Source organism: Microterricola viridarii (assembly GCF_900104895.1).
Classification (GTDB): Bacteria; Actinomycetota; Actinomycetes; order Actinomycetales; family Microbacteriaceae; genus Microterricola; species Microterricola viridarii.
The window spans coordinates 2,674,242-2,696,677 of the sequence record NZ_LT629742.1 but is presented as its reverse complement, the minus strand read 5'-3'; the positions used below and the strand labels follow the sequence as shown (position 1 = coordinate 2,696,677).

Genomic DNA, 22,436 nt, shown 5'->3' with positions numbered 1-22,436 from the left:
CGCCGCGAGAGTGCATGCTTGAAGCATGGATCTCGAGGTGTCGCCCGCGTTGACGATTCCGGCGACGGAACTCGGCTGGCGATTCTCGCGCTCCTCCGGCCCCGGCGGCCAGCACGTGAACACCTCGGACAGCCGGGTCGAGCTGTTCTGGGATGTCGCCGGCTCCGGCGTGCTCTCCGAGAGCCAACGGCAGCGGATACTCGACCGGCTGCAGGGTCGGCTCGTCGGCGGGGTGGTCACAGTGGCCGCCTCCGAGCAGCGCTCGCAGCTGCGCAACCGCGAGATCGCCCTGGCCAAGCTCGCCGAGTTGCTCGCCGGGGCCCTGGCCCCCGACGGGCCGCGCCGGCGGGCGACGAAGGCCACCCGCGGGTCGGACCGGCGCCGGCTGGCTGCCAAGAGCCAGCGCTCGGAGACGAAGAGGCAGCGCCAGCGGCCGGCATCCGACTAGTCGATGGCGCACAGGGCGCCGTGACCGTCTGGTCGCGTGCTGCTACTCGGCCGCCAGGTCGACCGGGGCGAAGCGGGGGAGTTCTGCGCCGTCCACCAGGACCGTCTCGAGGAACATGGCCAGCGGGCGCACCCACAGTCCGCTGTCGCCGGCGAGCGGGCGGTAGACGACGAGCGCCTCCTCGGTCTCGGAGTGCCGGGCGACCCCGATCACGTCGTAGAGGCCGCCCTTGTAGTGCCGGAAGCGGCCGATCTTGATCTCGTTCATACTGCCGCCGACTCTATCGCGGGCGGCCCGGCATCAGGCGTGCGCCGGTGGCACGTTCTGGTTCAGCCGGAACAGGTTCTGCGGGTCCCAGCGCGCCTTCACCTCGGCCAGCCGCTGGTAGTTCGCCCCGAGCGAGCTGCGCATCAACTCGTCGCCCTCCTCCTGGAAGCCCGCGAAGTTGAGGTAGCGCACCCCATTGGAGAGCGGATGCAGCGCGGCGACCAGGCCGCGGACCCACCCGATGTTCGCCTCATCGCGGTCGGCGTCCCGCCAGTTCGCCTCCGGGCTGATCAGGTAGGCGGCGGAGGTGACCGGCATCGCGCCGTCGATCGGCTCGTGGGTGCGGCCGCCGAGGTGCCAGACGTCGATGGTGCTGAGGTCGGATGCCGGCCGCACCGCGGCGTCGGCGATCAACGCGATCGCCTCATCGCCCAGGCCCTCCAGCTGCACCGACTTCCAGTAGTGCCGCTCGCCGGCCGGGTAGTCCGGGTCGAACATCTGCTGAACCTGCACGTAGCTCGTCGTGCCAGAGGCGTCGAAGAGCGGCACCCCGAAATCGTGCAGCGGGCGCAGCAACTCCTCGCCGGCGGACGGGTCGCCGAGGAAGACCGCCCCGAATGCGGTGAAGGGCCGCCCGAACGCCTCGGCCGCCACGCCCTCCATGCCGTCCGGGACGACTCCGGCGAACGCGAGCGCGCTGACGCTGTCTGGCGCAGTGGAGCAGAACTCCCGTAACAGGCCGAGCGCCCGCGGGATGCCGCCGTCGCGGCCGTCGTGGAAGACGAACAGGAAGTAGACCTCCGGCCCGACCGGATGCACCTCGAACAGGAAGCGGGTGACGACGCCGACGTTGCCGCCGCCACCGCGCAACGCCCAGAGCAGTTCCGGGTGGTGTTCGGCGTCGGTGCGCACGACGGCGGAATCGGCGGTGACGAGCTCGGCGCCGACGAGACTGGCACAGCTGAAGCCGTAGCTGTTGCGGATCCAGCCATAACCGCCGGCCAACGCCAGGCCGCCAACGCCCGTCTTCGAGTAGACGCCGCCCGGCACGGCCAGACCGTGCTGCTGGGTGACGGCATCCACCTGGCCCCAGGTGGCACCGCCGCCGACGTCGACGATCCCGCTCTCCACATCCAGGACGACCTCGTGCATCGGCGCGAGGTCCAGCACGACGCCGTCATCGACGGTGCTGTGGCCGGCGGCGCTGTGGCCGCCGCCACGCACCGCCAACGGCAGGCCGTTGTCGCGGGCCAGGGCGACGCCGATGCTCACATCGTGCGGGCTGGCACAGCGGATGACGACGGCCGGCCGTTTGTCGAACATCCCATTCCAGATGTGCCGGACCGTTTCATAGTCCGGCTGGCCCGGCACGACGAAGTCGCCGTCCAGCGCGTTCAGGGGGGACAGGTCCACGTGCGTCATCTCGCACCTCTACTCAGTGGCGTGCGCTTCGGGCGGTGCACCCTCACCCCCAGGGGCGGCCCCTTCGTGAGCGCAACGCTACTCCGCAGCATCAGGCACGACAACGTAGGATCGTTCGGTGCCTCCACGTTCCCCACTTCCGCAAAGACTGGGGCTGGATGCCGCGTGGATGCGCACGCCGGACCTGGACCGGTCCCGGCCAGACCCCTGGCCGAGCATGGGTGCCTGGCTGCACGAGCGGCTCTCCGAGTTCATCGATGTGCCGGCATTCCTGGCCGAGCAACGCATCGTCTACGAGGGCGGAACCCCGGCGGTCGGCACCGACCCGTACCGGCCGCACACCTTCGTCTGGTTCCACCGTGACCTCAGTGAGGAGGCGCCGGTGCCGGGGCGGATCCATGTCGTCCACCGCGACGAGCAGCTCATCGTGATCGACAAGCCGGCCTTCCTGTCCACGATTCCGCGCGGCAAGCACGTGCAGCAGAGCGTCGTCGTGCGCCTCCGCGACGAACTGGGGCTGCCAGAGCTCTCGCCGCTGCACAGGCTGGACAGGGTGACATCCGGCCTGCTGATCATGGCGACCGAGAAGCGCTGGCGCGGCGCGTACCAGACCATGTTCCAACGGGGCGAGGTGGGCAAGACGTACCACGCCCTGGCCGCGCACCGGCCGGAGTTGCCGCTGCCCGCCACCGTGCGCAACCACCTGGGCAAGCGGCGCGGCACGATGCAGGCCGAGGTGGTCCCGGATGCCGCGGCCAACGCGGAGTCGCTCATCGAGCTGGAGAGCGTGCTGGGCGCCGACGCCGTGTACCGGCTGAGCCCGCGCACCGGGCGCACCCACCAGCTGCGCATGCACATGTGGGGGCTCGGGGTGCCGATCAGCGGTGACCCGCTCTACCCGGTGGTGCGGCCCGTCGCCATCGACGACTTCAGCACCCCGCTGCAACTCCTGGCCAGCGAGGTGGCCTTCACCGATCCGTTGAGCGGGGCGCCGCGCCGTTTCGAGAGTGTGCGCACCCTGCCGCTGCAGAGCGAGGCCTGAGCACCGAGCCCTGAGCACTGAGCCCGGCTGCGGCTAGGCCTGCTGTGGCTCCGCCGCCCCGTCGGGGGCCGGTTCCGCGGCCACGCTGCGGGCATGCGCGACGGAGAGCCCGTGCCCCGCGCGGCGGAACAGAAGTGCCGAGAGCACCGCGCCGAAGAGGAAGAATCCCGCTGCCCACCAGTAGGCGACCGAGTAGCTGTGCAGGGCGGCCTCCGCGAGGACGGACGGCGAGGCCGGCAGGTGCTCGGTGACGTAACTGGTCGCCGCGGTGGCGGCCAGCGTGTTGAGCAGCGCGGTGCCGATGGAGCCGCCGACCTGCTGGCTGGTGTTGACCGTGGCGGACGCGACCCCGGCGAAGTCCCGGTTGACGCCGAGGGTTGCCGTCTGGATCGACGCCGGCATGATGGTGCCCATCCCGAGGCCGACGATCGCCAACGGCGCGAGGATGTCGGCGGCGTACGTGCTGTCGAGGGTGAGGTGGGTGAGGTAGACCATGCCGGTGGCGCCGAGCAGCATGCCGATCGGCACCAGCACCTTCGGGCCGAAACGGGGCAGGAAGATGTTCGTGGAGAGCTGTGCGGCGAGCACGAGCGAGGCGATCATCGGCAGGAACGCGAGCCCGGTCTGCACCGGGGTGAAGTGCAACCCGGTCTGCAGGTAGTAGGTGACGAACAGGAACACGCCGAACATGCAGGCGCCCGCGATGAGCACGGAGAGGAAGGCGGCGCCGCGGTTGCGGTCGCGCACGATGGAGAGGGGCAGCAGCGGATGCGCCGCCCGGCGCTGCCACAGCACGAACGCGATCAGCAGCACGCCGGAGGACACGAGCATCACCCAGCACGACGGGGAGCCCCAGCCGTCGGTTTCGGCGTTGGAGAACCCGTAGACGAGCAGGAACAGGGCGCCGGAGGCAAGCACAGTGCCGGGGATGTCGAGCCGAGGCCGGGGCTCGGTACGCGCGCCGGCGCTGACGAAGACGAGGGCGCCGGCGAAGGCGACAATCGCGATCAACACGTTGATGTACAGGCTCCAGCGCCAGTCTAGGTACTCGGTGAGGAAGCCGCCGAGGAGCAGCCCGATGGCGCCGCCAGCACCGGCGATGGCCCCGAACACGCCGAACGCGCGTGAGCGCTCTTTCGGGATGGTGAAGGTTGTTGTCAGCACGGCCAGGGCGGTCGGAGCCAGCAGCGCGCCGAATGTGCCCTGGAGGGCACGTGCCCCGACCAGCCACTCGAAGCTCTGCGCCGCGCCGCCCAGTGCGGAGGCGCCGGCGAATCCGACCAGCCCGATGAGGAAGGTGCGCTTGCGGCCGATCAGATCGGAGAGCCTGCCGCCGAGCAGCAGCAGGCTGCCGAAGGCGAGCGAGTAGGCGGTGACGACCCACTGCCGCTGGCCGTCCGTGAAGCCGAGCTCGGCCTGGGCAGAGGGCAGGGCGATGTTCACCACCGTCGCGTCCAGCACGACCATCAGTTGGGCGAGGGCCACAACGCCGAGCGTCCACCAGCGCCGGGAGTGTGGCGGAGCGGGGGGAGGCAGCAATGGTTCGGAGTGATTCCGGCGCATGAGCGCGACGTTAGTCCCGTTGGGGCGGTGCCGGCTTGGATCCACTCGGGAGTCTGCCGTGAACTTCCTGCTTGCCGCTGGCTGTCGGGGGCGGATTGGCGACCTAGGTCCCCAATAGGGCCGTCCGGCGTTCGGCAGCGGCGTCCCGAGCGGGCCGCTGTGGTAGAGATAGACGTGATTGCATGCCGAGTGTGTGGGGGGATTCGGACGCGATCGGGGCGCCCTTCCGCCAGACGGGGCGGCGCCCCAGCATGCCGGTCCACCGACGAAACCGAGGCGATGTGACACCGACCGGCCCCGCCGTGCCCGCGTTGCTGAGGAACCCGCTTCACCGGGGGCGGGCGGAGCGCTCGCCGCTCCGGCGCTCCCTGGACCGTGCGCTGCTCACCATCCTGGCCACCGGCCTGGGCTTCACCCTGCTGCTGCTCGCCCTCCTGCCTCTGGGCGGCCCCGAGACGGGTGCCCTCCTGCTGTTCCCGGTCAACCTGATCGTCTACCTCTGCGCGGGCCTGCTGGCCTGGTTCCACCGCCCGAGCAACCGGATGGGCGCCCTCATCCTGCTCGCCGGCGGAGCCCTCTTCCTCAGCGGGGCCGGCAACACCGAGATCCCGCTGTTCATCCTGCTGGGCACTGTCGCGGCGAGCCTGCCGCTGGCCGTGTTCATCCACCTGCTCCTCGCCTTCCCCTCCGGGATGCTGCCCGGGCGAGCCGCCAAGATGGTCGTCGCCACGGCGTACGCGACGTCGATCCTGCTGCAGCTGCCCTCGTACCTGCTTCTCGCGGACGGGGCGATGCCGGGCCTCACGATCGTGCACGAGCCGGAGCTCGCCGTGCTGGGAGAGCACATGCAGTCCGCCGTGGGCGGGGCGGCGTTCGTCGCCACCGCGGCGATCCTCCTGGTCCGCCTGCGCAGGGCCACCCGGTCCGAGCGCCGCGTGCTCGCCCCGCTCTACGGCTACGGCGTCTTCGCCATCGTGGTGATCCTGTTCTCGACGCGGTTCTTCGGGGCGGTGCTCGGCTGGGACGGGATCGCGGTCGCCGTCCTGCAGCTATCGGTGCTGGCCGGGGTGCCGATCGCCTTCGCCCTCGCCGTGCTGCGCGGCGGCGTCGCGCGCACCGGCGAGCTCGAGGAGCTCGGGGCGTGGCTGGGGGCCGCCGGCGACGAGAAGCCGGCGATCGCAGTCGCCCTGGCGCGCACCCTCGGCGACCCCTCGATCGAGGTGTGGTTCTGGGTGCCCGGCCACGACGCCTACGTCGACGTGCAGGGCGTCGAGGTCACCGCCGACGTCGACGCCGGCCGCGGGCTGGAGGTCGTCGAGTTGGACGGGCGGCGCATCGGCGCGATCTCCTACGACAACGCGCTCATGGTCGAGCCGGAGCTCGCCCGCACGGCCGGCCGCGTGGTGGCGATCGCGCTCGACCGCGAACGGCTGACCGCCGAGCTGCGCTCGAGCAGGCGCGACCTCCAGCTCTCCCGGGAGCGCCTCGTCGAGGTGGCGGATGCCGAGCGCCGCCGCATCGCGCAAGACCTGCACGACGGGCTCCAGGTGCAGCTGGTGCTGCTCGCGCTCGAGGCCCAACAGCTGGGCAACGGCGGCGGGGCGAGCATGGAGGAGCGGGCGACGGCCCTGCGCAAGGGCATCGACGCGGCGGCCACCGAGCTGCGCGACCTGGTGCACTCGGTGATGCCGGCCGCACTGGTCCAGCGCGGCCTCTCCGCGGCTGCCGAGGACCTCGTCGACCGGATGCCGATCCCCACCGTCCTCGAGCTGGACGTCGCCGACGGCGACTGCCCGCCCGTCGTGGAGAGCATCGCCTACTTCGTGGTGGCCGAGGCGCTCGCCAACGCCGTCAAGTACTCCCAGGCCCGCTCGATCACCGTGCGGCTGCACCGGCAGGCGGACGACCTGCACATCGAGGTGCTGGACGACGGCATCGGCGGTGCGCGGCCGTCGGCCGGGGCCGGGCTGCGCGGCATGGCCGAGCGCATCGACGTGCTCGGCGGCAGCCTGGCCGTCGCCAGCGAGCCGGGTCGGGGAACGCGCATCAAGGTGGAGGTCCCGTGCGGGTCGTGATCGGTGAGGACGAGGCGCTGCTCCGGCGCGGGCTGGAGCTCGTGCTCGGCGACGGCGGTTTCGAGGTGGTCGCCACAGCGGCCGACGCGGTCGAGCTCGAGCGCGCCGTCACGGAGCACCGGCCGCAGCTGGTGATCACCGACATCCGGATGCCGCCGAGCTTCACCGACGAGGGCCTCGTCGCCGCCGCTCGCATCCGCGCGCGCTTCCCCGGGACCGCCGTGATGGTGCTCTCCCAACACGTGCAGCGCCGCTACGCCGTCGAGCTGCTGAGCGACCGAGCCGGGGGAGTCGGCTATCTGTTGAAGCAGCGCATCGCCGATGTGCGCACCTTTGTGGGGGACCTGCGCGAGGTCGCGGCAGGGGGCACCGCGATCGACCCGGACATCGTCGCCGTGATGCTCGCCAGGGCGCGGCTCGCCGACAGCGCGGTGGGCGCTCTCACCGCGCGCCAGCAGGAGGTGCTCGCACTGATGGCGGAGGGGCGCAGCAACGCCTCGATCGCCGCCCGGCTCTTCCTCACCGAGAAGGCCGTGGTGCAGCACACCTCGCGGATCTACGACGCGCTGGCGCTGCCCGTCGACAGCGACGCGCACCGCCGGGTGCTCGCGGTGCTGCAGTACCTCAACGCGGACTGACCGGCGCCGCCTCACCGCGCGCCCGCGCCACCGCCTCGCGTACAGCCGGCGCCACCTCGTGCGCGTAGCGCTCGATCGTCGCGGCGTCGTCGCTGGCGAGGATGAAGCCAGAGGTGCCGTGGTTGAGCGCGATCGCGGTCAGCTCGTCCGCCCACTGCGCGGCCGGGCCCTGCAGCAGGCCGCCGTTGGCCGGCTGGAACCGGCCCTGGACGTTGAGCAGGCGTCGGATGGCGCGGGGGCTGCGGCCGGCGGCATCCGCCCCCGCGTCGATGTGGGCGTTCAGGGCGTCGAGGCCGGCCGGGCCGCCCTCGACATAGCCGAGCGAGGGCAGCCAGCCGTCGGCGACGCGGCCCGTCATCCGCAGGATGCGCGGCTTCAGCGCGCCCACCCAGATGCCGATGTCGTGCGCGGGGGCCGGGCCGCGCTTGGCGCCGTCGACGGTGTAGTGCCGGCCGCGCACGTGCACTCCGCCCCTGCGCTCGCCTCCCGGCTGGTCGGTGTCCCAGATCTCGCGGATGATGCCGATGCCCTCCTCGAGCGCCTCGACCGACTCGCCGGGGGTGAGCCGGCCGCCGCCCATGGCCTCGATCGCGTCCCAGAAGCCGCCGGCGCCGAGGGCCAGCTCGAGCCGGCCGCCGCTCAACAGGTCGAGGCTGGCCGCGCTGCGAGCGAGCAGCGCCGGGTGCCGGAGCGGCAGATTGATGACGTTGCCGCTCAGGCGGATCCGCTCGGTGCGCGCGGCGACGTAGGAGAGCAGCGTCCAGGTGTCGAGGAAGCGCGGTTGGTAGGGGTGGTCCTGGAAAGTGGCCAGGTCGAGCCCGGCCCGGTCGGCGACGACGGCGAGGTCGACGGCGTGCTGGGCAGGATTGTTGGTCGGGGTGATGAACACCCCGAACTGCAGGTCGTGGCCGTAGTCGGTCATCGTGCCGCCCTCGTCTCGGTGTTGCCGGATGCGGTCGCAGGCGTGATCGCGAAGTTGTCGTGGAACAGGTTCGTGGGGTCGTACTGCGCTTTGAGCGCGCGCAGCCGCTCGAGCGTGCGCGGCGGGAAGGCCGCCGCGATGCGGTCGGGGCCGGTGCCGGTGTCGAAGCTCAGATACAGACCGGCGAAGGCGGGCTCGAGCGCCGCCCAGCCCCGGTCCAGCCGCTCGGCGCTCGCGCCCATCGCCGCCACCGAGAACTGGGCGGAGCGGTGGGCGTAGGCGGTGGCATCCGGGTCGACGTCAGATGCCGCGCCGCCCGTCGCGCGGATCTGGAAGAAGTAGCTGGCGCCGCTGCCGAGCAGCCCGGCGGCGGCGCGGGCGAACTCGGGTGTCATGTGCTCGAGCAGGCCGGAGCGGCTGTGCGGCTCCCCGCTGCCGCCGTTCGCCTCGCCCTGGGCGGGCATCAGCGCCCTGGCGTAGCTGAGCAGCTGCACCGACTGCTGGTACATCGGGGCGATATCGGCGAACGGCTGCAGCCGGCTGATGATCGTGTCGGGGTCATCGGAGTCCACCATCGCAGAGAACCGGGCGAGCAGGGGCTCGCCGGGACGCGCCCCGCCCAGGGTGATGAAGCTGGTGGTGTCGCGGGGAGTCGCCTCCAGCGTCGCGCCCCACTTCTCCAGGAACCCGGCGGTGTCGCTGGCGTCGAAGACGAGCTCGGCCCAGCCGACGCCGGGCACGGCCGCCGCCTCGAACTCGAAGGCCGTGGCGATGCCGAAGTTGGGGCCGGCCCCGCGCACGGCCCAGAACAGATCCGGGTTCTCGCTCGCGCTGGCGCGCACCCGGCTTCCGTCGGCGAGCACGAGTTCGACGGCGCGCAGGTGGTCGATGGTGAGGCCATGGGCCCGGCCGAGGAACCCGATCCCGCCGGCCGTGGCGAGGCCGCCGACGCCGACCCCGCCGTAGTCGCCCGAGCTGATCGCCCAGCCGTATGGCTCCAGGGCGGCGGCGACCTCGCCCCAGCGGGCGCCGGGGCCGATGCGCACGAGCCGGCGCTCGGTGTCCAGGACCTCGATCTCGTCGAGGGCGGAGACGTCGATGACGATGCCATCCCGGTTGGTGGAGCGCCCGCTGATGCCGTGGCCGCCGCTGCGGATGCCGAGCGGCAGCTCGCGGTGCCGGCGCGCGAAGGCGACGGCATCCGTCACCTGTTCTGCGGTGTGCGGGCGCAGCACCAGCCCCGGGCTGCCGCCGCGCAGGTAGGTGGAGTGCACCGTGGCGTAGTCGTGGTCGCCGGGCTCGATCGCCGCGAGCGTCAGGGGGATCGAGTCGTAGTCGATGCCGGCCACGCGCAGGGCAAGCGCGGCCGCCGGGCGCACCGGCGTGGCGGTGGAGAGGCCGGGGAGGGCGAGGTCGGCGGCCTGGCGCAGTGCCGGGGCGACCTCGGTGATGAACCGGCGGATGACCGCCGGGTCGGCGCCCTGCAGCAGGATGTCGCCGACGCCCTGCCCGGTCACCAGCGGCAGCAGCTCCGCCGCCCACGCGGTGCTCGGCACGTCGCTCTGCTCGATCTCGAGCACCCGGCGGATCTCGCGGGGATCCCGGCCGGCCGCGCGCGCGGCGGCGTCGACGATCGCGGTGCCGTCGCGGAGGGCGGCGCCGCGGGCGAGCCAGCCGTCCGCGGTTGCGCCGGCGAGGGCGGGCGTGCCGTCGCCCTGCACGACGATCGGCACCCGGTGGGCGGGCCTCGGGCCGCCGGCGGCGCCGTGCAACTGGTAGTGCTCACCGTCATAGCGGAGTGCGGCGCGCGCCTCGCCCGCCCAGATGCCGCGGATGACGTCGATGGCCTCGCCGAGCGCCGCGGAGTCGGTGTCGGAGTCGGGGTCGGAATCGGAGTCCAGAGTGAGTCCGAGTTCCAGTCGTCCTCCCGAGAGCAAGTCGAGGCTCGCGGCCGCCCGGCCGAGCACCGCCGGGTTGTTCTCGCCGAGGCTGACGAGGGGCGAGAGGATGATTCTCTCTGTGCCGGCCGCGAGCCAGGAGGCCACGCTCCACGCGTCCAGTTCGCCGGAGTCTGGCACCGAGACGAGGTCGTAGCCCAGCGCCTCGGCCAGGGCGCCCCGTTCGGCCAGGCCCGCCGGAGCGCTCGATCGCAGCGAGAGTCCGAAGCGCAGCGGGTGCCCGTAGTTGTTGTCCACGCTTCCAGCTTGGTGGTCTGGGGGTGTCGGCGCAAAGGGGCGGTAAGTCGCTAACCCTTGGTAAGCGCCACGCGTTCGCGGTGGGCGGCCGGGGCCGCGGTTGTGTGGCGACGCGGCCGGCCGTATGATTTCTAGAGCGATATGCGAACCATGAGTTCTAATATCGAACAACGCCAGTGGACGGCATCCGAATTGCCGCTCCCCGTGCCACCCAGCGTGCTCCAGCGCCACACAGAGAAGTGAGGAAACCCGTGCAGTTCCACCACCACGGATACGTGTCCACCGACCCGCGAGTGCAGCCGGTCGCCGGGGTCGGTGTCGACCGACCCGACGAGCTGCCAGAGAACGTGGACGTGCTGATCGTGGGGACGGGCCCGGCCGGTGTCATCACCGCTGCACAGCTCTCCATGTTCCCGAACGTGACGACGCGCATCATCGAGCGCCGCGGCGAGCGCCTCGCAATCGGCCAGGCCGACGGCATCCAGGCCCGCAGCGTCGAGACGTTCCAGGCCTTCGGTTTTGCGGAGCGGATCATCGCCGAGGCGTACCACATCACCGAGATGGCGTTCTGGAAGCCCGACGTCAGCAAGCCGGAGAACATCGTGCGCACGGCCCGCGCCGTCGACGACCCCACCGGCATCAGCGAGTTCCCGCACCTCATCGTCAACCAGGCCCGCGTCCTCGACTACTTCACCGAGTACATGGCGAACGCCCCGACGCGGATGAAGCCGGACTACGGCTACGAGTTCGTCAGCCTCGAGAACACGAAGGCGGGGGAGTACCCCGTCACGGTGACGCTCGTGCACACCGCCGGCGAGCGGGCCGGCCAGAAGAAGATCGTCAACGCCAAGTACGTCGTCGGTGCCGATGGCGCCCGCAGCGGCGTACGCGACTCGATCGGCTGCTCGCTCCGCGGCGACCAGGCCAAGCACGCCTGGGGCGTGATGGACGTTCTCGCCGTCACCGACTTCCCCGACATCCGCACCAAGTGCGCCATCCAGTCGGACGAGCACGGCAATATCCTGCTGATCCCGCGCGAGGGCGGCCAGCTCTTCCGCATGTACGTCGACCTCGGCGAGGTGGCCGAGGACGACAACGGCGAGGTGCGCAAGACCACGATCGAGCAGATCATCGCCCAGGCGAACGCGATCATGCACCCGTACACGGTCGAGGTGAAGGACGTGCCCTGGCACAGCGTCTACGAGGTGGGCCACCGCCTGACCGATCGCTTCGACGACGTGCTCCCCGAGGAGATCGGCATGCGCACCCCGCGCGTGTTCATCACCGGCGACGCCTGCCACACGCACAGCGCCAAGGCAGGCCAGGGCATGAACGTGTCGATGCAGGACGGCTTCAACATCGGCTGGAAGCTCGGCTACGTGCTCGACGGCCGCAGCCCGGAGAGCCTGCTCAGCACCTACTCGGCCGAGCGCCAGGTGATCGCCAAGAACCTGATCGACTTCGACAAGCAATGGTCGACGCTGATGGCGACCAAGCCGGAGGATCTCGGCGACCCGACCGAGCTCGAGGACTTCTACACCCGCACCGCCGAGTTCCCGGCCGGCTTCATGACGCAGTACAGCCCGTCGATGCTGATCGGCGAGGCCACGCACCAGGAACTCGCGAGCGGGTTCCCGATCGGCAAGCGCTTCAAGTCCTCGCCCGTCACCCGGGTCTGCGACACCAACCCCGTGCAGCTCGGCCACCACCACCGGGCCGACGGCCGCTGGCGTGTCTATGCCTTCGCGGATGCCGCGGCGCCCGGCGAGGCCTCGGCGCTCGGCGACTGGGCCGACTGGCTGCGCACAGCGCCGGACTCGCCGCTCACCGTGCACACGCCGGCCGGCGGCGACATCGACGCCGTCTTCGACGTCAAGGTTGTCTATCAGCAGGCCCACACCGAGTTCGACCTCGGCAGCGTGCCCGAGGCGTTCCTGCCGAGGACGGGGCCGTTCGGCCTGATCGACTACGAGAAGGTCTACGCCGCGCTGCCGGCCGACGACATCTTCGAGCAGCGCGGCATCAGCCGCACCGGCGCGGTCGTCGTGGTGCGGCCGGACCAGTACGTGGCCGCCGTGCTGCCGCTGTCGGCAACCGGAGAACTCGCCGACTTCTTCGCGCAGAACCTGCTGCCCGCCAACTAGCCGGGCGCCACGAGGGGCGGGCCGGCGAGACGCTGGCCCGCCCCTTCTCTGTCAGCCGTGACGACTGTCTCAGGCGTCGGAGGCGAAGTACGCGTTCGCGCGCCCGGTGTAGAGCAGCACGAGCACGGCCACAGAGACGAGGATGCTGACGACGGCGACCCAGATCAGCCACAGCGCCAGCTGGGTCAGGAAGACGGCCCCCACGATCGAGAGCACCTGGAAGATCGTCATCACCACCCGGGCGCCGTTGATGCCCGTGAACAGGCCGCCGGCGACAATGAGGATCACGGCGCCGAGGATCGTGACGGCAATCGCCAGGGTGAGAAACGGCACGGCACCGCCGAAGCCCTCCACCAGCTCGGTGTTGTTGATCTGCAGGAGCAGCAGGATGCCGGTGATCAGGTTGCCGGCGCCGGAGACCCAGGCGATCACCGCGACGACGGTGACGCCGACCGGACGGGACGGCACGGGCACGCTCATGGGCTCCTCCTCCTGCTCGGACGGCTGCCGTTGACGCTAACCCGGCGCCGGGACTGGCGCTTCACCCGAACTGCGTGATGCGTTCGCCCGGGGGCGGCGGGACCATCGAGGAGTCTGGCCGGTCGGCGTGAGGAGAGGCGTTGCGATGAGTGACTTGGAATTCGGACCTGTCGAGTTGGTGCTCGCCGCCTTCGAGGGTGATCGCCCCAACGTGGGGGTGATCGAGGCCGTGATGAGCCTGGTGGATGCCGGCACGGTCCGCCTGCTCGACCTCGTGCAGGTGTCTCGCTCGGAGTCCGGCGAGCTGAGCTTTCTCGAGGTCGACGAGGCCGGCATCACGGTCGGCGAGATGGACATGGAGCTCAGCGGTCTCGCCTCGGAAGAAGACTTGAACGAGTTCGGCTCGAACGTGCCGCCCGGCACCTCGGCGCTGCTGCTTGTCGTTGAACTGCGCTGGGCGGTGCACCTCGCCTCCCGGCTGGCCGAGTCCAACGGCTACGTCATTGATTTCCTGCGCATCCCGGCCCCGGCAGTCAACGCCGTCGTCGCCGAGGCGCGAGCCGTGAGCGACTAGAGAAAGGTGCAGCAGATGGCCCCCCTTCGGAGAATGGGACGACCCGGGCTGATCGGCATGGCCGCGCGCACAGCGGTCGTCGCCGGAACGGCAACGGCCGTCAGCGGCAACGTCGCCCGCCGCCAGCAGAACCGGGCGAACCAGCAGAACGAGGCCCAGGCGTACGAGCAACAGCAGGCCTACGAGCAGCAGCAGGCTTACGAGCAGCAGCAACAGGCGGCCATGGCGCCACCGCCGGCCGCGGCGCCCGCGGCGACGGACACCGTTGGCCAGATCCAGCGGCTGGCCGAGCTGAAGGCCCAGGGGCTGCTGAGCGAAGAAGAGTTCACGGCGGCCAAGGCCAAGCTGCTCGGTTGACGCCCCGCCTGCGGCGCCCCGGCGCCGCCGGCATTCGCACGCGGAGGCTGGAGCAGGCATGTCCGAGACAACCCCAGAATCGGCTGGCCCGGCGCCGGCGCGGCGGTATCCGCGCGGCGTCGTGATCCTCGTCGGCCTGGCCGCGGGCACGGTCGTCGCCGTGGGGATGAGCAGCATCCGGTCGATCCTCGGCCCGGTGCTGCTCACCGTCGTGCTCACGATCTGCGCCCAGCCCGTGCGCACCGCGCTGGAACGCCGCGGGGTTCCGCGCGGGCTGGCGACCGGCTCCGTCGTCCTGGTGCTGTTCGCCGGGCTCGCCGGGCTCGCCTACACCTTCGTCATCGCGGTGACGCAGTTCGTCGCGATGCTCCCCGACTACGCGGACCAGTTCGCCGCGATCGCCGCCAATATCGGAGACTTCCTGCAGAAGCTGGGCGTCGGGACCAACGAGATCGAGCAGGTCAAGAGCGGCTTCGACCCGAGCGCCATTGCGGGGTTCTTCGGAGGGCTCGTCGGCGGGGTCGCGAGCATCACGGCCACCCTCGTCATCATCCTCACCATGCTGATCCTGCTCGCGGCGGACGCCTCCTACGTTCCGACGGTGCTGGTGCAGCTCGGGCAGCGGCGGCCGCACCTCAAGGAGGCCCTCGTCGAGTACGCCAGCGGGGTGCGCCGGTACATGGTCGTCACCACCGTGCTCGGGCTCGTCCAGGGGGCGATCAACGGCATCGCGCTCTGGCTGCTGCAGGTTCCGGCCGCCCTGCTCTGGGCGATCCTGGCGTTCCTCTGCAGCTACATCCCCAACATCGGCTACTTCATCGCGATCATCCCACCGCTCGTCTTCGGCTACTTCGTGGGCGGCTGGCCGACGTTCATCGCGGTGATCATCATCTACGGCCTGGTCAACGCCGTCGTGCAGTCGATCATCCAGCCCCGGGTGGTCGGCAACGCGGTCGCGCTCAGCCAGTCGCTCACCTTCTTCTCCGTGCTGTTCTGGGCGATCGTGATCGGGCCGATCGGCGCCGTGCTGGCCATCCCGATCACCCTGTTGGCCCGGGCGGTGCTCGTGGACGCCGACCCCACCGCGCGCTGGTGGCGACCTGCCCTCGGCGACGTCGGCGAGGCCAGGGCGATCATGGCGGCCGCCGACGCGGAGGCCAAGGCGAACCGGCACCGAGACACCGGCCACACGCCCGAGCAGCGGACGCGAAGGGGCGGGACCGGCGCACATCCGCCGATCCCGCCCCGGGACGAAGAGTAGTTCGCGCCTCAGCTGGCGGCGAGCGCCTTCGCCTTGAGTGCGTCGAACTCCGGCTGGGTGATCGCCCCGGCATCCAGCAGCTGCTTCGCCTTCTCGATCTCGACAGCAGGAGAGCTGCTCGCGACCTCCCGGATGTACTCGTCGGTCTGCCGCTGCGCGTGCCGGTAGTCGTCCATGCGGCGCTCGGACATGCTCTTGCCGCGGGCGATCAAGTACACGAACGTGGCCAGGAAGGGCAGGAAGACGAGGAACAACGCCCAGAGCGCCTTCTGCCAGCCGTTCAGGGTGTGATCCCGGAACATGTCGATGATGACGGTGATGAAGATCCAGATGCACGCAATAGTGATGTACACCCAGAACAGCCAGATTAAGTAGTCCCAAAAACTCATGGTGCGTGCCGCCTCTCAGATCGCCGCGCATCCGGTGGCTCGCGGTCGGCTCGAACGTATTGCGCCGTCCCGGCAGCCGCATCATCCCATTCACATGATGGTGCGGGAGAGGGGCGCAGCGGCCAGGCGGGCAGCCGCGGTCGGGCGTGTTCACCCCATCCGGATGACGCGATCACGGCCAAGAGGGCGTCGACTATGGGAGGGACCCGATGCGGCGAGTCGCCCCAAGGCAATGGCGTCGGTCGGCAGAGACACGCGGGAGGACGATGTGCCATCGAACTACACCCAGCGCCTGCGCCGACTGGCGGTCAACCAGCCGAGCGTGCTCGACGACGAGTCCAGTGTCTCCGATCCCGGCACGCTGGACCCGAAGACGCTGTGCCTGGCCAGACTCGCGGCGCTGATCGCCGTCGGGGGTGCGGAGCCGTCGTTCGGCGAGCAGGTCACGGCCGCGGTGAGCGCCGGGGCGAGCGCCGACGAGATCGTCGACGTGCTGTTCGGGATCGCCTCGGTCGTCGGCCTTCCCCGCGTGGTCGCAGCGGCGCCCACCCTCGCCCTGGCGCTGGGCTTCGACGTGGAGGACACGCTGGGTTGAGTGCCGGCGCAGTTAGGTGCCGAGCAGCCCGATCGACGTCGCCAGCTCGACGGCCTCCGACCGGGACGAGACGCCCAGCTTGCGGTAGATCGATCCGACCTCGGTGCTCACCGTGTTGCGGGAGACGAACAGCCGGGCGCCGATCTCCGGGATCGACAGGTGCGTCTGCAGATAGGGAAGCAGGCGCAGCTCCGCCGGGGTCAGCGGCGAGTACCCGCCCGCGCCCGCCGCGCTGGAGGAGATGATGTCCCGCAGGGCGGCGACAGAGCCGAGCAGCGCGCCGAGCGCCGGGCGGTGCAACAGGATGTCGTCGATCTCGCGCAGGAGGTGGCGCGCCGTCGCATGGTCGCCGATCGCCCAGTAGCTCTTCGCGAGAGAGAGCCGAACCCGGGTCGCCAGCGCGGGCGCCGCGTAGGTGCACACGGGGCGCGCGCGCATCGCCCTGGTCAGTTCCCGCTCGGCGCGGCTCAGGTCGCCCTCGTGCAGGGCCAGCCGCGCGGCGGCGACGACGGCGGGCACGGCGATCGCGTAGTCCTGGATGCGGTGGAGCTCGACGGCGGAGAGTGCGCGCTCCACCCGGGCCGCCCCCTCCGGCCAGCGGCCCTGATCCATCGCGATCAGCGCGCACTCGGCCTCGGCGAGGGCCTGCACTCCGGCGTTGTCGTGCTGGCGGGCGAGCTCGGCCGCCTCGGCGAACAGAGCCTCTGCGGCATCCGCATTGCCACGCAGCAGCTCGGCCTCGCCGCCCTGGCAGAGCGCCTGCTCCCGCCACGGGCTCCACGAGGGTTCCTCGGCGAGCGCGAACTCGGCGTCGGCCGCGGCCCGCTCCGGCCCGGACGCGCACATCAGCGCCCGGAGCATGGCCCGGCTGGACTCAAACGTCGCCGAACCGTCGAAGGGCTGCGAGGCGAACGAGGCCGACTCCAGCAGCGCGGCGAGCCGATCGGCCTCGATGGCCTGGCCGGACATGACGGCGATCCAGCCGGCCAGCACCCCGAGCGGCGGGTGGCTGTCGACGGTGACGGCCCCGAGCTCGACCAACCAGCGCTGCACGGTTCCCATCTGCCCGGCCTGGAAGGTCGCCATGGCGTGCTCGGCCACGAGCCGCACGCTGTTCGTGCGATCCGGTGTCTCCAAGAGGTGCTCGATCGCCTTCGCCGGGGAGCCGTTCTGCTCGTACCACTCGGCCGCCCGCACGTGCAGCTCGGCGACTCGGCCGGGGTCGACGCGGCGCAGCTCGCTGAGCAGGAATTCCCGGAACAGCGGGTGGTAGCGGTACCACTCGCGGCGCCGGTCCAGCGGGATCAGGAAGACGTTGGATCCCTCCAGCTCGCGCAGGCGTGCCTGCGAGCCCAGCACATCGAGCACCGCGTCGCACAGCTCGCCGGAGAACTGGTCGAGCACGGCCGTGCAGCGGAGGAAGCGCTGCACGTCCTCCGGGAGGGACGCCAGCGACTCCCGGTACAGGTAGTCGGCGACGTAGCGGTCGTCGCCGGAGATCAACGCCGTCCCCTCCGCGTTGTCGTGGGCGATGACGGCTGCCAGGTACAGGCCGACGGGCCAGCCCTCCGTGCGCTCTGTGACGGCATCGGCCAGCTCGGGCGTCAACGGCACCTCGGCCTCTGCGAAGATCTTTCGCGCGCCGTCCGCATCCAGCGTGAGGCTGTCGGCGCCGAACTCCACGGTCTGCCCCGCGGCACGGAGCCGGGCGAGATGGGGCTGCTCGTGCCGGCTGGCCGTCACGATCTGCGAGCCGGGCGGGATGGCGTCGATCACCACGCTCAACACGTCCTGGCAGGCCGGCGTCGCGAGCTCGTGCAGATCATCGATCATCAACACGAAGTCGCGAGGGCTCTCCCGCAGCGCGAGCGCGAGGCGGGGGGCGGCGCGGCCGAGTGCCGAGACCCCGTGGCCGCGCATGTCGGCGATCAGCCGTCCGTCCCCGCCCGTCGCCCGCACGAACGCGGAGGCCAGCAGGGTCAACAGTTTGACGGCGTCATCGTCGAACCGGTCGAGCGAGACCCAGCCGACACCGCGCTTCTCCGCCGCCGCCCACTCGGCCAGGAAACTGGACTTGCCGTAGCCGGATGGCGCCGTCACCGTCACGACCCGGCGTTGCGATTCGAGGGCGGATTCGATGAGCGCTGCGCGGCTGACGAACCCCGCCCGAGGTGCGGGTATCGCCAGTTTCGCCTCCAGCAGCAGTCTGTCCAGCTCGACTTTGCTTCGGGCCAGTACACGCGGGGACTCGGCCACGATCGAATCATAGACGCGCCATTGCGCCCCATCAACCGTCCGGCGGGTACTGCGCTGGGCTCGGCCGGCTAGGCGCCGTAGGCGCGGGTCACGCTCTGCGCGCCGCGCTGCAGCCGTTCTGCGATCTCGGCCTCCGGATGCGTGAGCGCCACGTGGATCACCGCGATCGAGGCGGGCGGCTGCCCGGCGAGGGCCAGCGGCACGGCGATCGAGGTGAGGGTGGGCACGACCTCGTCGTGGCTGGAGGCATAGCCCGCGAGGCGCGCCTGCGCGAGTTCCGCGCGCAGCTGCTCGCTCATGCCCGCCTCGATCTCGGCGGGCCAGGAGCGCTCCGGCATCCCCAGCAGGATCGCCTTGCCCGGGCCGCCGCGGCCGAGCGGGTGCCGGTGGCCGGGCCGGTAGGAGACGACGGCGACGCTCTGCCGCGGCGCGGCGCTGACCAGCGTGACGGCCTCGCCGCCGTCCACCATCACCGCGAGCAGGCAGGTCATTCCGAGCTCGTCGGCGATCTCGCTGAGCTCGGGCAGCGCCGCCTGCTGCAGGTTGCGCGCCACCCCGGACGAGAGCGCGGCGAGGCCCGCGCCGAGGGCGACCAAACCGGCGTCGTCGCGGGTGATCAGGGCGTGGTCCTCGAGCGTGCGCAGCAGCCGGTACGCCACCGAGCGGTGCACCGCGAGCTCGGCGGCGAGCTCGGCGATGGAGAGGCTGCGGTCGGAGTTGGCGAGGATCTCCAGGAGCCGGATGCCGCGGCTCAGCGTCTGCGACCCGGCCTGTGCTGCGGCCTGTTCTGCCATCGGTGTCCGGCCCTTCTGCCTGTGTCGCTTCTGCTTGAGTCGACTCTGCGCGGCATCCGCACGAAATGCGGTCACCCAGTTCGATAATAGGACACGACTACCGCGTGGCGCGCTCCAGCAGCTCCAGGATGTGCACGTAGGACTCACCGGTGGCCCGGGTCATGCCGATCTCGCAGGTGCGGTTGCAGGAGGCATGGGCGTCGAAGTCGCGCCCGGCGAGCTCGGCGGCCTCGGCGGCGGTGGCCGAGGCGGTCAGCTCCGGGTGCAGCATCCCGCGGTCTCCGGCGAAGGCACAGCAGCCCCAGGCATCCGGGACGACGGCCTCGACCGCGACGGCCCCAGCCAGCTGGCGCAGGTGCTCGTTGGAGCCGAGACGGGTGCTGGAGCAGGTCGGGTGCAGTGCGAGCGAGTCGATCTGCGCCGTGATCGGCAGCCCGGGCAGCAGCCGCTCTGCGGCGAAGTCGACGGCGTCGATGATCGTGAGCGACACCGGTCGCCCGTCGAGTTCGCCCACGTTCTCCAGTGCGTGCACCAGCCCCTCTGTGCAGGAGGAGTTGTCGCAGACGATCGGCAGGTTCCCGCCGTCCGAGGCGGCGAGCAGGGCCCGCACGGTGTTCTCGATCGCCGTGCGGTAGCCGTCGGCGAGGCCCTTCGACTTCCAGGGCGTGCCGCAGCAGAGCGAGTCGATGCGCTCCGGGGTGATCAGCTGCACCCCGGCGCGCTCCGCGAGCAACCGGAATGCGGGCGCGGCGCCCATGCTGCCGTCGGCCGGGCCGAACATGGAGCCGACGCAGGCCGAGAAGAACACGGCGTCGCCGGTCGCCGGCGAGCCGTGCGCCCGCTTGGCGCCGCCGCGGGGCAGGTCGCCGCTCCACTGCGGCACGACGTCACTGCCGAGCACCACGCGGCCGGCCGCGCTGGCCAGGGTCGCGACGGGCGGCACCAGCTTGGCGGCGCTGAGCGCGACGGATGCCCCGCGGCTGACGCCGCCCCAGGCCTTCGCCACGCCGGCCGCGATGGTGCGGGTCGGGGCGTTCGCGTCCTCCTCGCGCAGCCGGCGCACCAGGTCGCCCGTGTTGATCAGCACCGGGCAGGCGGTCTGGCACATGCCGTCGGCGGCGCAGGTCTGCACCGAGGCGTACTGCTCGGCCGCGGCCAGCCGGGCGTCCAGGGCCGTGTCGCCGTGGGCGCGGGCCGCGGCCCTGGCCCGGCGCACCGCGATGCGCTGCCGGGGCGTCAGAGTGACGTCCTTGCTCGGGCAGACCGGCTCGCAGTAGCCGCACTCCACGCAGCGGTCGACCTCGGCCTCCACCTCCGGGGTGACCTTGAGGTGCTCCAGATGGGAGGTGGGGGAGTCGGTGAGCAGCACTCCGGGGTTCAGCACGCCGCGGGGGTCGGCGAGCCGCTTGACCTCGCGCATGACGGCGTAGAGCTCTGGGCCGAACTGGCGTTCCACGAAGGGGGCCATGATGCGGCCGGTGCCGTGCTCGGCCTTCAGGGTGCCGCCGGCGCCGAGCACGAGATCGACAAGCTCCTCGGTGAAGAGGGCCTGGCGCTCGATGGCCCCGTCGGCGGTGAAGTCCTCGGTGAGCAGGAAGTGGATGTTGCCGTCCTTGGCGTGGCCGAAGATGACGGCGTCGTCGTAGCCGTGGCGCCCGAACAGCTCCTGCAGGGCCGCGCAGGTGCCGGCCAGCTGCTCGACGGGCACCGCGATGTCCTCGAGCAGGGCCGTCGTGCCGGGCTTCCTGGCGCCGGCGATGGCGGCGTACAGTCCCTTGCGGAAGTGCCAGAGCCTGGCCCGCTGCTTGGCGTCGCGGGTCACCTCGAGCGCGGGGGCGCCGGCGGCGGCCAGCGCCACCCCGGCGCGCTCGATCTGGGCGGCGAGGTCTGCGTCATCCGCCCCGTGGTACTCCACCAGCAGGGCGGCGTGGCCCGCGACGACGACGTCGTCGATGATGCCCGCGGCGGTCGGGTCGGCCTGGATGACGCGGAGCGACGCGGCATCCATCAGCTCGAGGGTGGCCGCGCCGGTGGCGACCAGCACGGGCAGGATCCCGGTCGCCGCGTCGAGGCTGTCGAACACAAGCAGGGCGGTGCCGATGGCGGGCGCGATCGTCACCGTGTCGAAGACGGCCTCCGCGACGAAGCCGAGCGTGCCCTCGCTGCCTACCAGCAGGTGGGCGAGGATCTGCACGGGCTCACCGAAGTCGAGGAAGGAGTTCAGGCCGTAGCCCATGGTGTTCTTGCCGCGGTACTGCCGCTCGATCTCGGCGACGAGGTCGGCGCGGCCGCGGATTTCATCGCGCAGCCGGGTGAGGCCCGCGTGCAGCGCGGGCTCGGTGCTGGCCAGCCGGGCATCGGCGTCTGGAAGGGCCGTGTCGACGATGGTGCCACTCGGCAGCACGAAGGTCAGCGAGGCCAGCGTGCGGTAGCTGTTCTGGTGGGTGCCGCAGGCCATGCCGCTGGAGTTGTTGGCGATGACACCGCCGATGGTCGCCGCGATCTCGCTCGCCGGGTCCGGGCCGAGCTTGCGCCCGTGCCGGATCAGGCGGGCGTTCACCTGGCGCACGGTGGCGCCCGGCTGCACGCGCACCCGGGCGCCGCCGTCCTCCACGTCGATGCGGCGGAACGCCGACCGGGTGTCGAGCAGGATGCCGTCGCCGGAGGCCTGCCCAGAGAGGCTCGTGCCGCCAGAGCGGACCGTCACGTGCCGCCCGGCAGCCGCGGCGAAGCCGAGCACGGCGGCCACCTGCTCGAGGCTCTGCGGGGTGACGACGGCGTCGGGGGTGAGCAGCACGTGGGAGGCGTCGACGCCGGCCACGATCCGGTCGAACTCGGCGACGCTCACCCTGCGCGCGGCGCCCTCGAGCGGGGCGCCGATGGCCTGCTCGAGCGCGGCGGCGAGCGACTCGTCGCCGGCGGAGACGGCGGAGCGGATGGCGGTGGCTGAGGCGGTCATGCGAGGGGGATTCCTGACGATGTGCGGGGCTGACTGGGGGACGGTGTGCGGGGCC

General features: G+C 71.5%; 19 protein-coding genes. 9 read left to right on the top strand and 10 right to left on the bottom strand.

Annotation, left to right across the window (positions count from 1 at the left end):
• Window positions 1–25: 25 nt before the first annotated feature.
• A complete protein-coding gene (gene arfB, locus BLT62_RS12360; protein WP_083364337.1) occupies window positions 26–448 on the top strand; it encodes an alternative ribosome rescue aminoacyl-tRNA hydrolase ArfB in 423 nt (140 codons plus the stop codon).
• 42 nt (window positions 449–490) lie between these two features.
• Here arfB and BLT62_RS12355 read toward each other — a convergent pair whose 3' ends face one another.
• Both BLT62_RS12355 and BLT62_RS12350 read right to left on the bottom strand, forming a co-directional pair.
• The gene (locus BLT62_RS12355) at window positions 491–715 is read right to left on the bottom strand and encodes a DUF1653 domain-containing protein (RefSeq protein WP_083364336.1); all 225 of its coding nucleotides are present in this window, start codon (window positions 713–715) and stop codon (window positions 491–493) included.
• 33 nt (window positions 716–748) lie between these two features.
• Window positions 749–2,137 carry an FAD-binding oxidoreductase gene (locus BLT62_RS12350; protein WP_083364335.1) on the bottom strand — a complete coding sequence of 463 codons (1,389 nt, stop codon included), beginning with the start codon at window positions 2,135–2,137 and terminating at the stop codon, window positions 749–751.
• A 118-nt stretch (window positions 2,138–2,255) separates the two neighbouring features.
• Between BLT62_RS12350 and BLT62_RS12345 the strand changes: the two genes are divergently transcribed.
• Complete coding sequence (locus BLT62_RS12345) at window positions 2,256–3,179, top strand: pseudouridine synthase (RefSeq protein WP_083364334.1); 924 nt, start codon at window positions 2,256–2,258, stop codon at window positions 3,177–3,179.
• 33 nt (window positions 3,180–3,212) lie between these two features.
• On the opposite strand, the gene BLT62_RS12340 is transcribed toward BLT62_RS12345, so the two are convergent.
• Window positions 3,213–4,664: an MFS transporter gene (locus BLT62_RS12340; protein WP_231919154.1), complete on the bottom strand. Its 1,452-nt coding sequence runs from the start codon at window positions 4,662–4,664 to the stop codon at window positions 3,213–3,215.
• A gap of 359 nt (window positions 4,665–5,023) precedes the next feature.
• Between BLT62_RS12340 and BLT62_RS18345 the strand changes: the two genes are divergently transcribed.
• Both BLT62_RS18345 and BLT62_RS12330 read left to right on the top strand, forming a co-directional pair.
• Window positions 5,024–6,817, top strand: coding sequence for a sensor histidine kinase (locus BLT62_RS18345; RefSeq protein WP_156786338.1), 1,794 nt, complete (start codon window positions 5,024–5,026; stop codon window positions 6,815–6,817).
• Complete coding sequence (locus tag BLT62_RS12330; RefSeq protein ID WP_083364331.1) at window positions 6,805–7,455, top strand: response regulator transcription factor; 651 nt, start codon at window positions 6,805–6,807, stop codon at window positions 7,453–7,455. The genes BLT62_RS18345 and BLT62_RS12330 overlap by 13 nt, the downstream gene beginning before the upstream one ends.
• On the opposite strand, the gene BLT62_RS12325 is transcribed toward BLT62_RS12330, so the two are convergent.
• Together BLT62_RS12325 and BLT62_RS12320 are read right to left on the bottom strand one after the other, a co-directional pair.
• Window positions 7,442–8,377: an LLM class flavin-dependent oxidoreductase gene (locus BLT62_RS12325; protein WP_083364330.1), complete on the bottom strand. Its 936-nt coding sequence runs from the start codon at window positions 8,375–8,377 to the stop codon at window positions 7,442–7,444. The genes BLT62_RS12330 and BLT62_RS12325 overlap by 14 nt on opposite strands.
• Window positions 8,374–10,572 (bottom strand): LLM class flavin-dependent oxidoreductase, encoded by a 2,199-nt coding sequence (locus BLT62_RS12320; protein ID WP_083364329.1) that lies wholly within the window; start codon window positions 10,570–10,572, stop codon window positions 8,374–8,376. Before BLT62_RS12320 ends, BLT62_RS12325 begins: the two co-directional genes overlap by 4 nt.
• A gap of 251 nt (window positions 10,573–10,823) precedes the next feature.
• On the opposite strand from BLT62_RS12320, the gene BLT62_RS12315 reads away from it, so the two are divergent.
• Complete coding sequence (locus BLT62_RS12315; RefSeq protein ID WP_083364328.1) at window positions 10,824–12,716, top strand: FAD-binding monooxygenase; 1,893 nt, start codon at window positions 10,824–10,826, stop codon at window positions 12,714–12,716.
• Between the two features lie 69 nt (window positions 12,717–12,785).
• Here BLT62_RS12315 and BLT62_RS12310 read toward each other — a convergent pair whose 3' ends face one another.
• On the bottom strand, window positions 12,786–13,196 hold the full coding sequence (locus tag BLT62_RS12310) for a hypothetical protein (protein WP_083364327.1): 411 nt from the start codon (window positions 13,194–13,196) through the stop codon (window positions 12,786–12,788).
• A gap of 145 nt (window positions 13,197–13,341) precedes the next feature.
• On the opposite strand from BLT62_RS12310, the gene BLT62_RS12305 reads away from it, so the two are divergent.
• Genes BLT62_RS12305 through BLT62_RS12295 form a run of 3 tightly spaced genes read left to right on the top strand, consistent with a single transcriptional unit; the run spans window position 13,342 to window position 15,388 of the window.
• Window positions 13,342–13,770: a DUF6325 family protein gene (locus BLT62_RS12305; protein ID WP_083364326.1), complete on the top strand. Its 429-nt coding sequence runs from the start codon at window positions 13,342–13,344 to the stop codon at window positions 13,768–13,770.
• Window positions 13,771–13,803: 33 nt separating this feature from the next.
• Window positions 13,804–14,127: an SHOCT domain-containing protein gene (locus tag BLT62_RS12300; protein ID WP_172829701.1), complete on the top strand. Its 324-nt coding sequence runs from the start codon at window positions 13,804–13,806 to the stop codon at window positions 14,125–14,127.
• A gap of 58 nt (window positions 14,128–14,185) precedes the next feature.
• On the top strand, window positions 14,186–15,388 hold the full coding sequence (locus tag BLT62_RS12295) for an AI-2E family transporter (RefSeq protein ID WP_083364324.1): 1,203 nt from the start codon (window positions 14,186–14,188) through the stop codon (window positions 15,386–15,388).
• An 8-nt stretch (window positions 15,389–15,396) separates the two neighbouring features.
• Here BLT62_RS12295 and BLT62_RS12290 read toward each other — a convergent pair whose 3' ends face one another.
• On the bottom strand, window positions 15,397–15,777 hold the full coding sequence (locus BLT62_RS12290; RefSeq protein WP_083364323.1) for an SHOCT domain-containing protein: 381 nt from the start codon (window positions 15,775–15,777) through the stop codon (window positions 15,397–15,399).
• Between the two features lie 268 nt (window positions 15,778–16,045).
• On the opposite strand from BLT62_RS12290, the gene BLT62_RS12285 reads away from it, so the two are divergent.
• A complete protein-coding gene (locus tag BLT62_RS12285) occupies window positions 16,046–16,372 on the top strand; it encodes a carboxymuconolactone decarboxylase family protein (protein ID WP_083365447.1) in 327 nt (108 codons plus the stop codon).
• A 12-nt stretch (window positions 16,373–16,384) separates the two neighbouring features.
• On the opposite strand, the gene BLT62_RS12280 is transcribed toward BLT62_RS12285, so the two are convergent.
• The 3 genes from BLT62_RS12280 to BLT62_RS12270 all read right to left on the bottom strand — a co-directional run bounded on the left by BLT62_RS12280 (window position 16,385) and on the right by BLT62_RS12270 (window position 22,381).
• A complete protein-coding gene (locus tag BLT62_RS12280; protein WP_083364322.1) occupies window positions 16,385–18,628 on the bottom strand; it encodes a LuxR family transcriptional regulator in 2,244 nt (747 codons plus the stop codon).
• A 68-nt stretch (window positions 18,629–18,696) separates the two neighbouring features.
• Window positions 18,697–19,422, bottom strand: a complete 726-nt coding sequence (locus BLT62_RS12275) for an IclR family transcriptional regulator (protein WP_083364321.1) — start codon at window positions 19,420–19,422, stop codon at window positions 18,697–18,699.
• A 97-nt stretch (window positions 19,423–19,519) separates the two neighbouring features.
• Window positions 19,520–22,381, bottom strand: coding sequence for an FAD-binding and (Fe-S)-binding domain-containing protein (locus BLT62_RS12270; protein WP_083364320.1), 2,862 nt, complete (start codon window positions 22,379–22,381; stop codon window positions 19,520–19,522).
• Between the last annotated feature and the right edge of the window lie 55 nt (window positions 22,382–22,436).

Coding starts and splice junctions, on each gene's coding strand:
- BLT62_RS12355 (WP_083364336.1), bottom strand. CDS start 715: ATGAACGAGATCAAGATCGGCCGCTTCCGGCACTACAAGGGCGGCCTC.
- BLT62_RS12350 (WP_083364335.1), bottom strand. CDS start 2,137: ATGACGCACGTGGACCTGTCCCCCCTGAACGCGCTGGACGGCGACTTC.
- BLT62_RS12310 (WP_083364327.1), bottom strand. CDS start 13,196: ATGAGCGTGCCCGTGCCGTCCCGTCCGGTCGGCGTCACCGTCGTCGCG.
- BLT62_RS12305 (WP_083364326.1), top strand. CDS start 13,342: ATGAGTGACTTGGAATTCGGACCTGTCGAGTTGGTGCTCGCCGCCTTC.
- BLT62_RS12290 (WP_083364323.1), bottom strand. CDS start 15,777: ATGAGTTTTTGGGACTACTTAATCTGGCTGTTCTGGGTGTACATCACT.
- BLT62_RS12300 (WP_172829701.1), top strand. CDS start 13,804: ATGGGACGACCCGGGCTGATCGGCATGGCCGCGCGCACAGCGGTCGTC.
- arfB (WP_083364337.1), top strand. CDS start 26: ATGGATCTCGAGGTGTCGCCCGCGTTGACGATTCCGGCGACGGAACTC.
- BLT62_RS12275 (WP_083364321.1), bottom strand. CDS start 19,422: ATGGCAGAACAGGCCGCAGCACAGGCCGGGTCGCAGACGCTGAGCCGC.
- BLT62_RS12295 (WP_083364324.1), top strand. CDS start 14,186: ATGTCCGAGACAACCCCAGAATCGGCTGGCCCGGCGCCGGCGCGGCGG.
- BLT62_RS12325 (WP_083364330.1), bottom strand. CDS start 8,377: ATGACCGACTACGGCCACGACCTGCAGTTCGGGGTGTTCATCACCCCG.
- BLT62_RS12270 (WP_083364320.1), bottom strand. CDS start 22,381: ATGACCGCCTCAGCCACCGCCATCCGCTCCGCCGTCTCCGCCGGCGAC.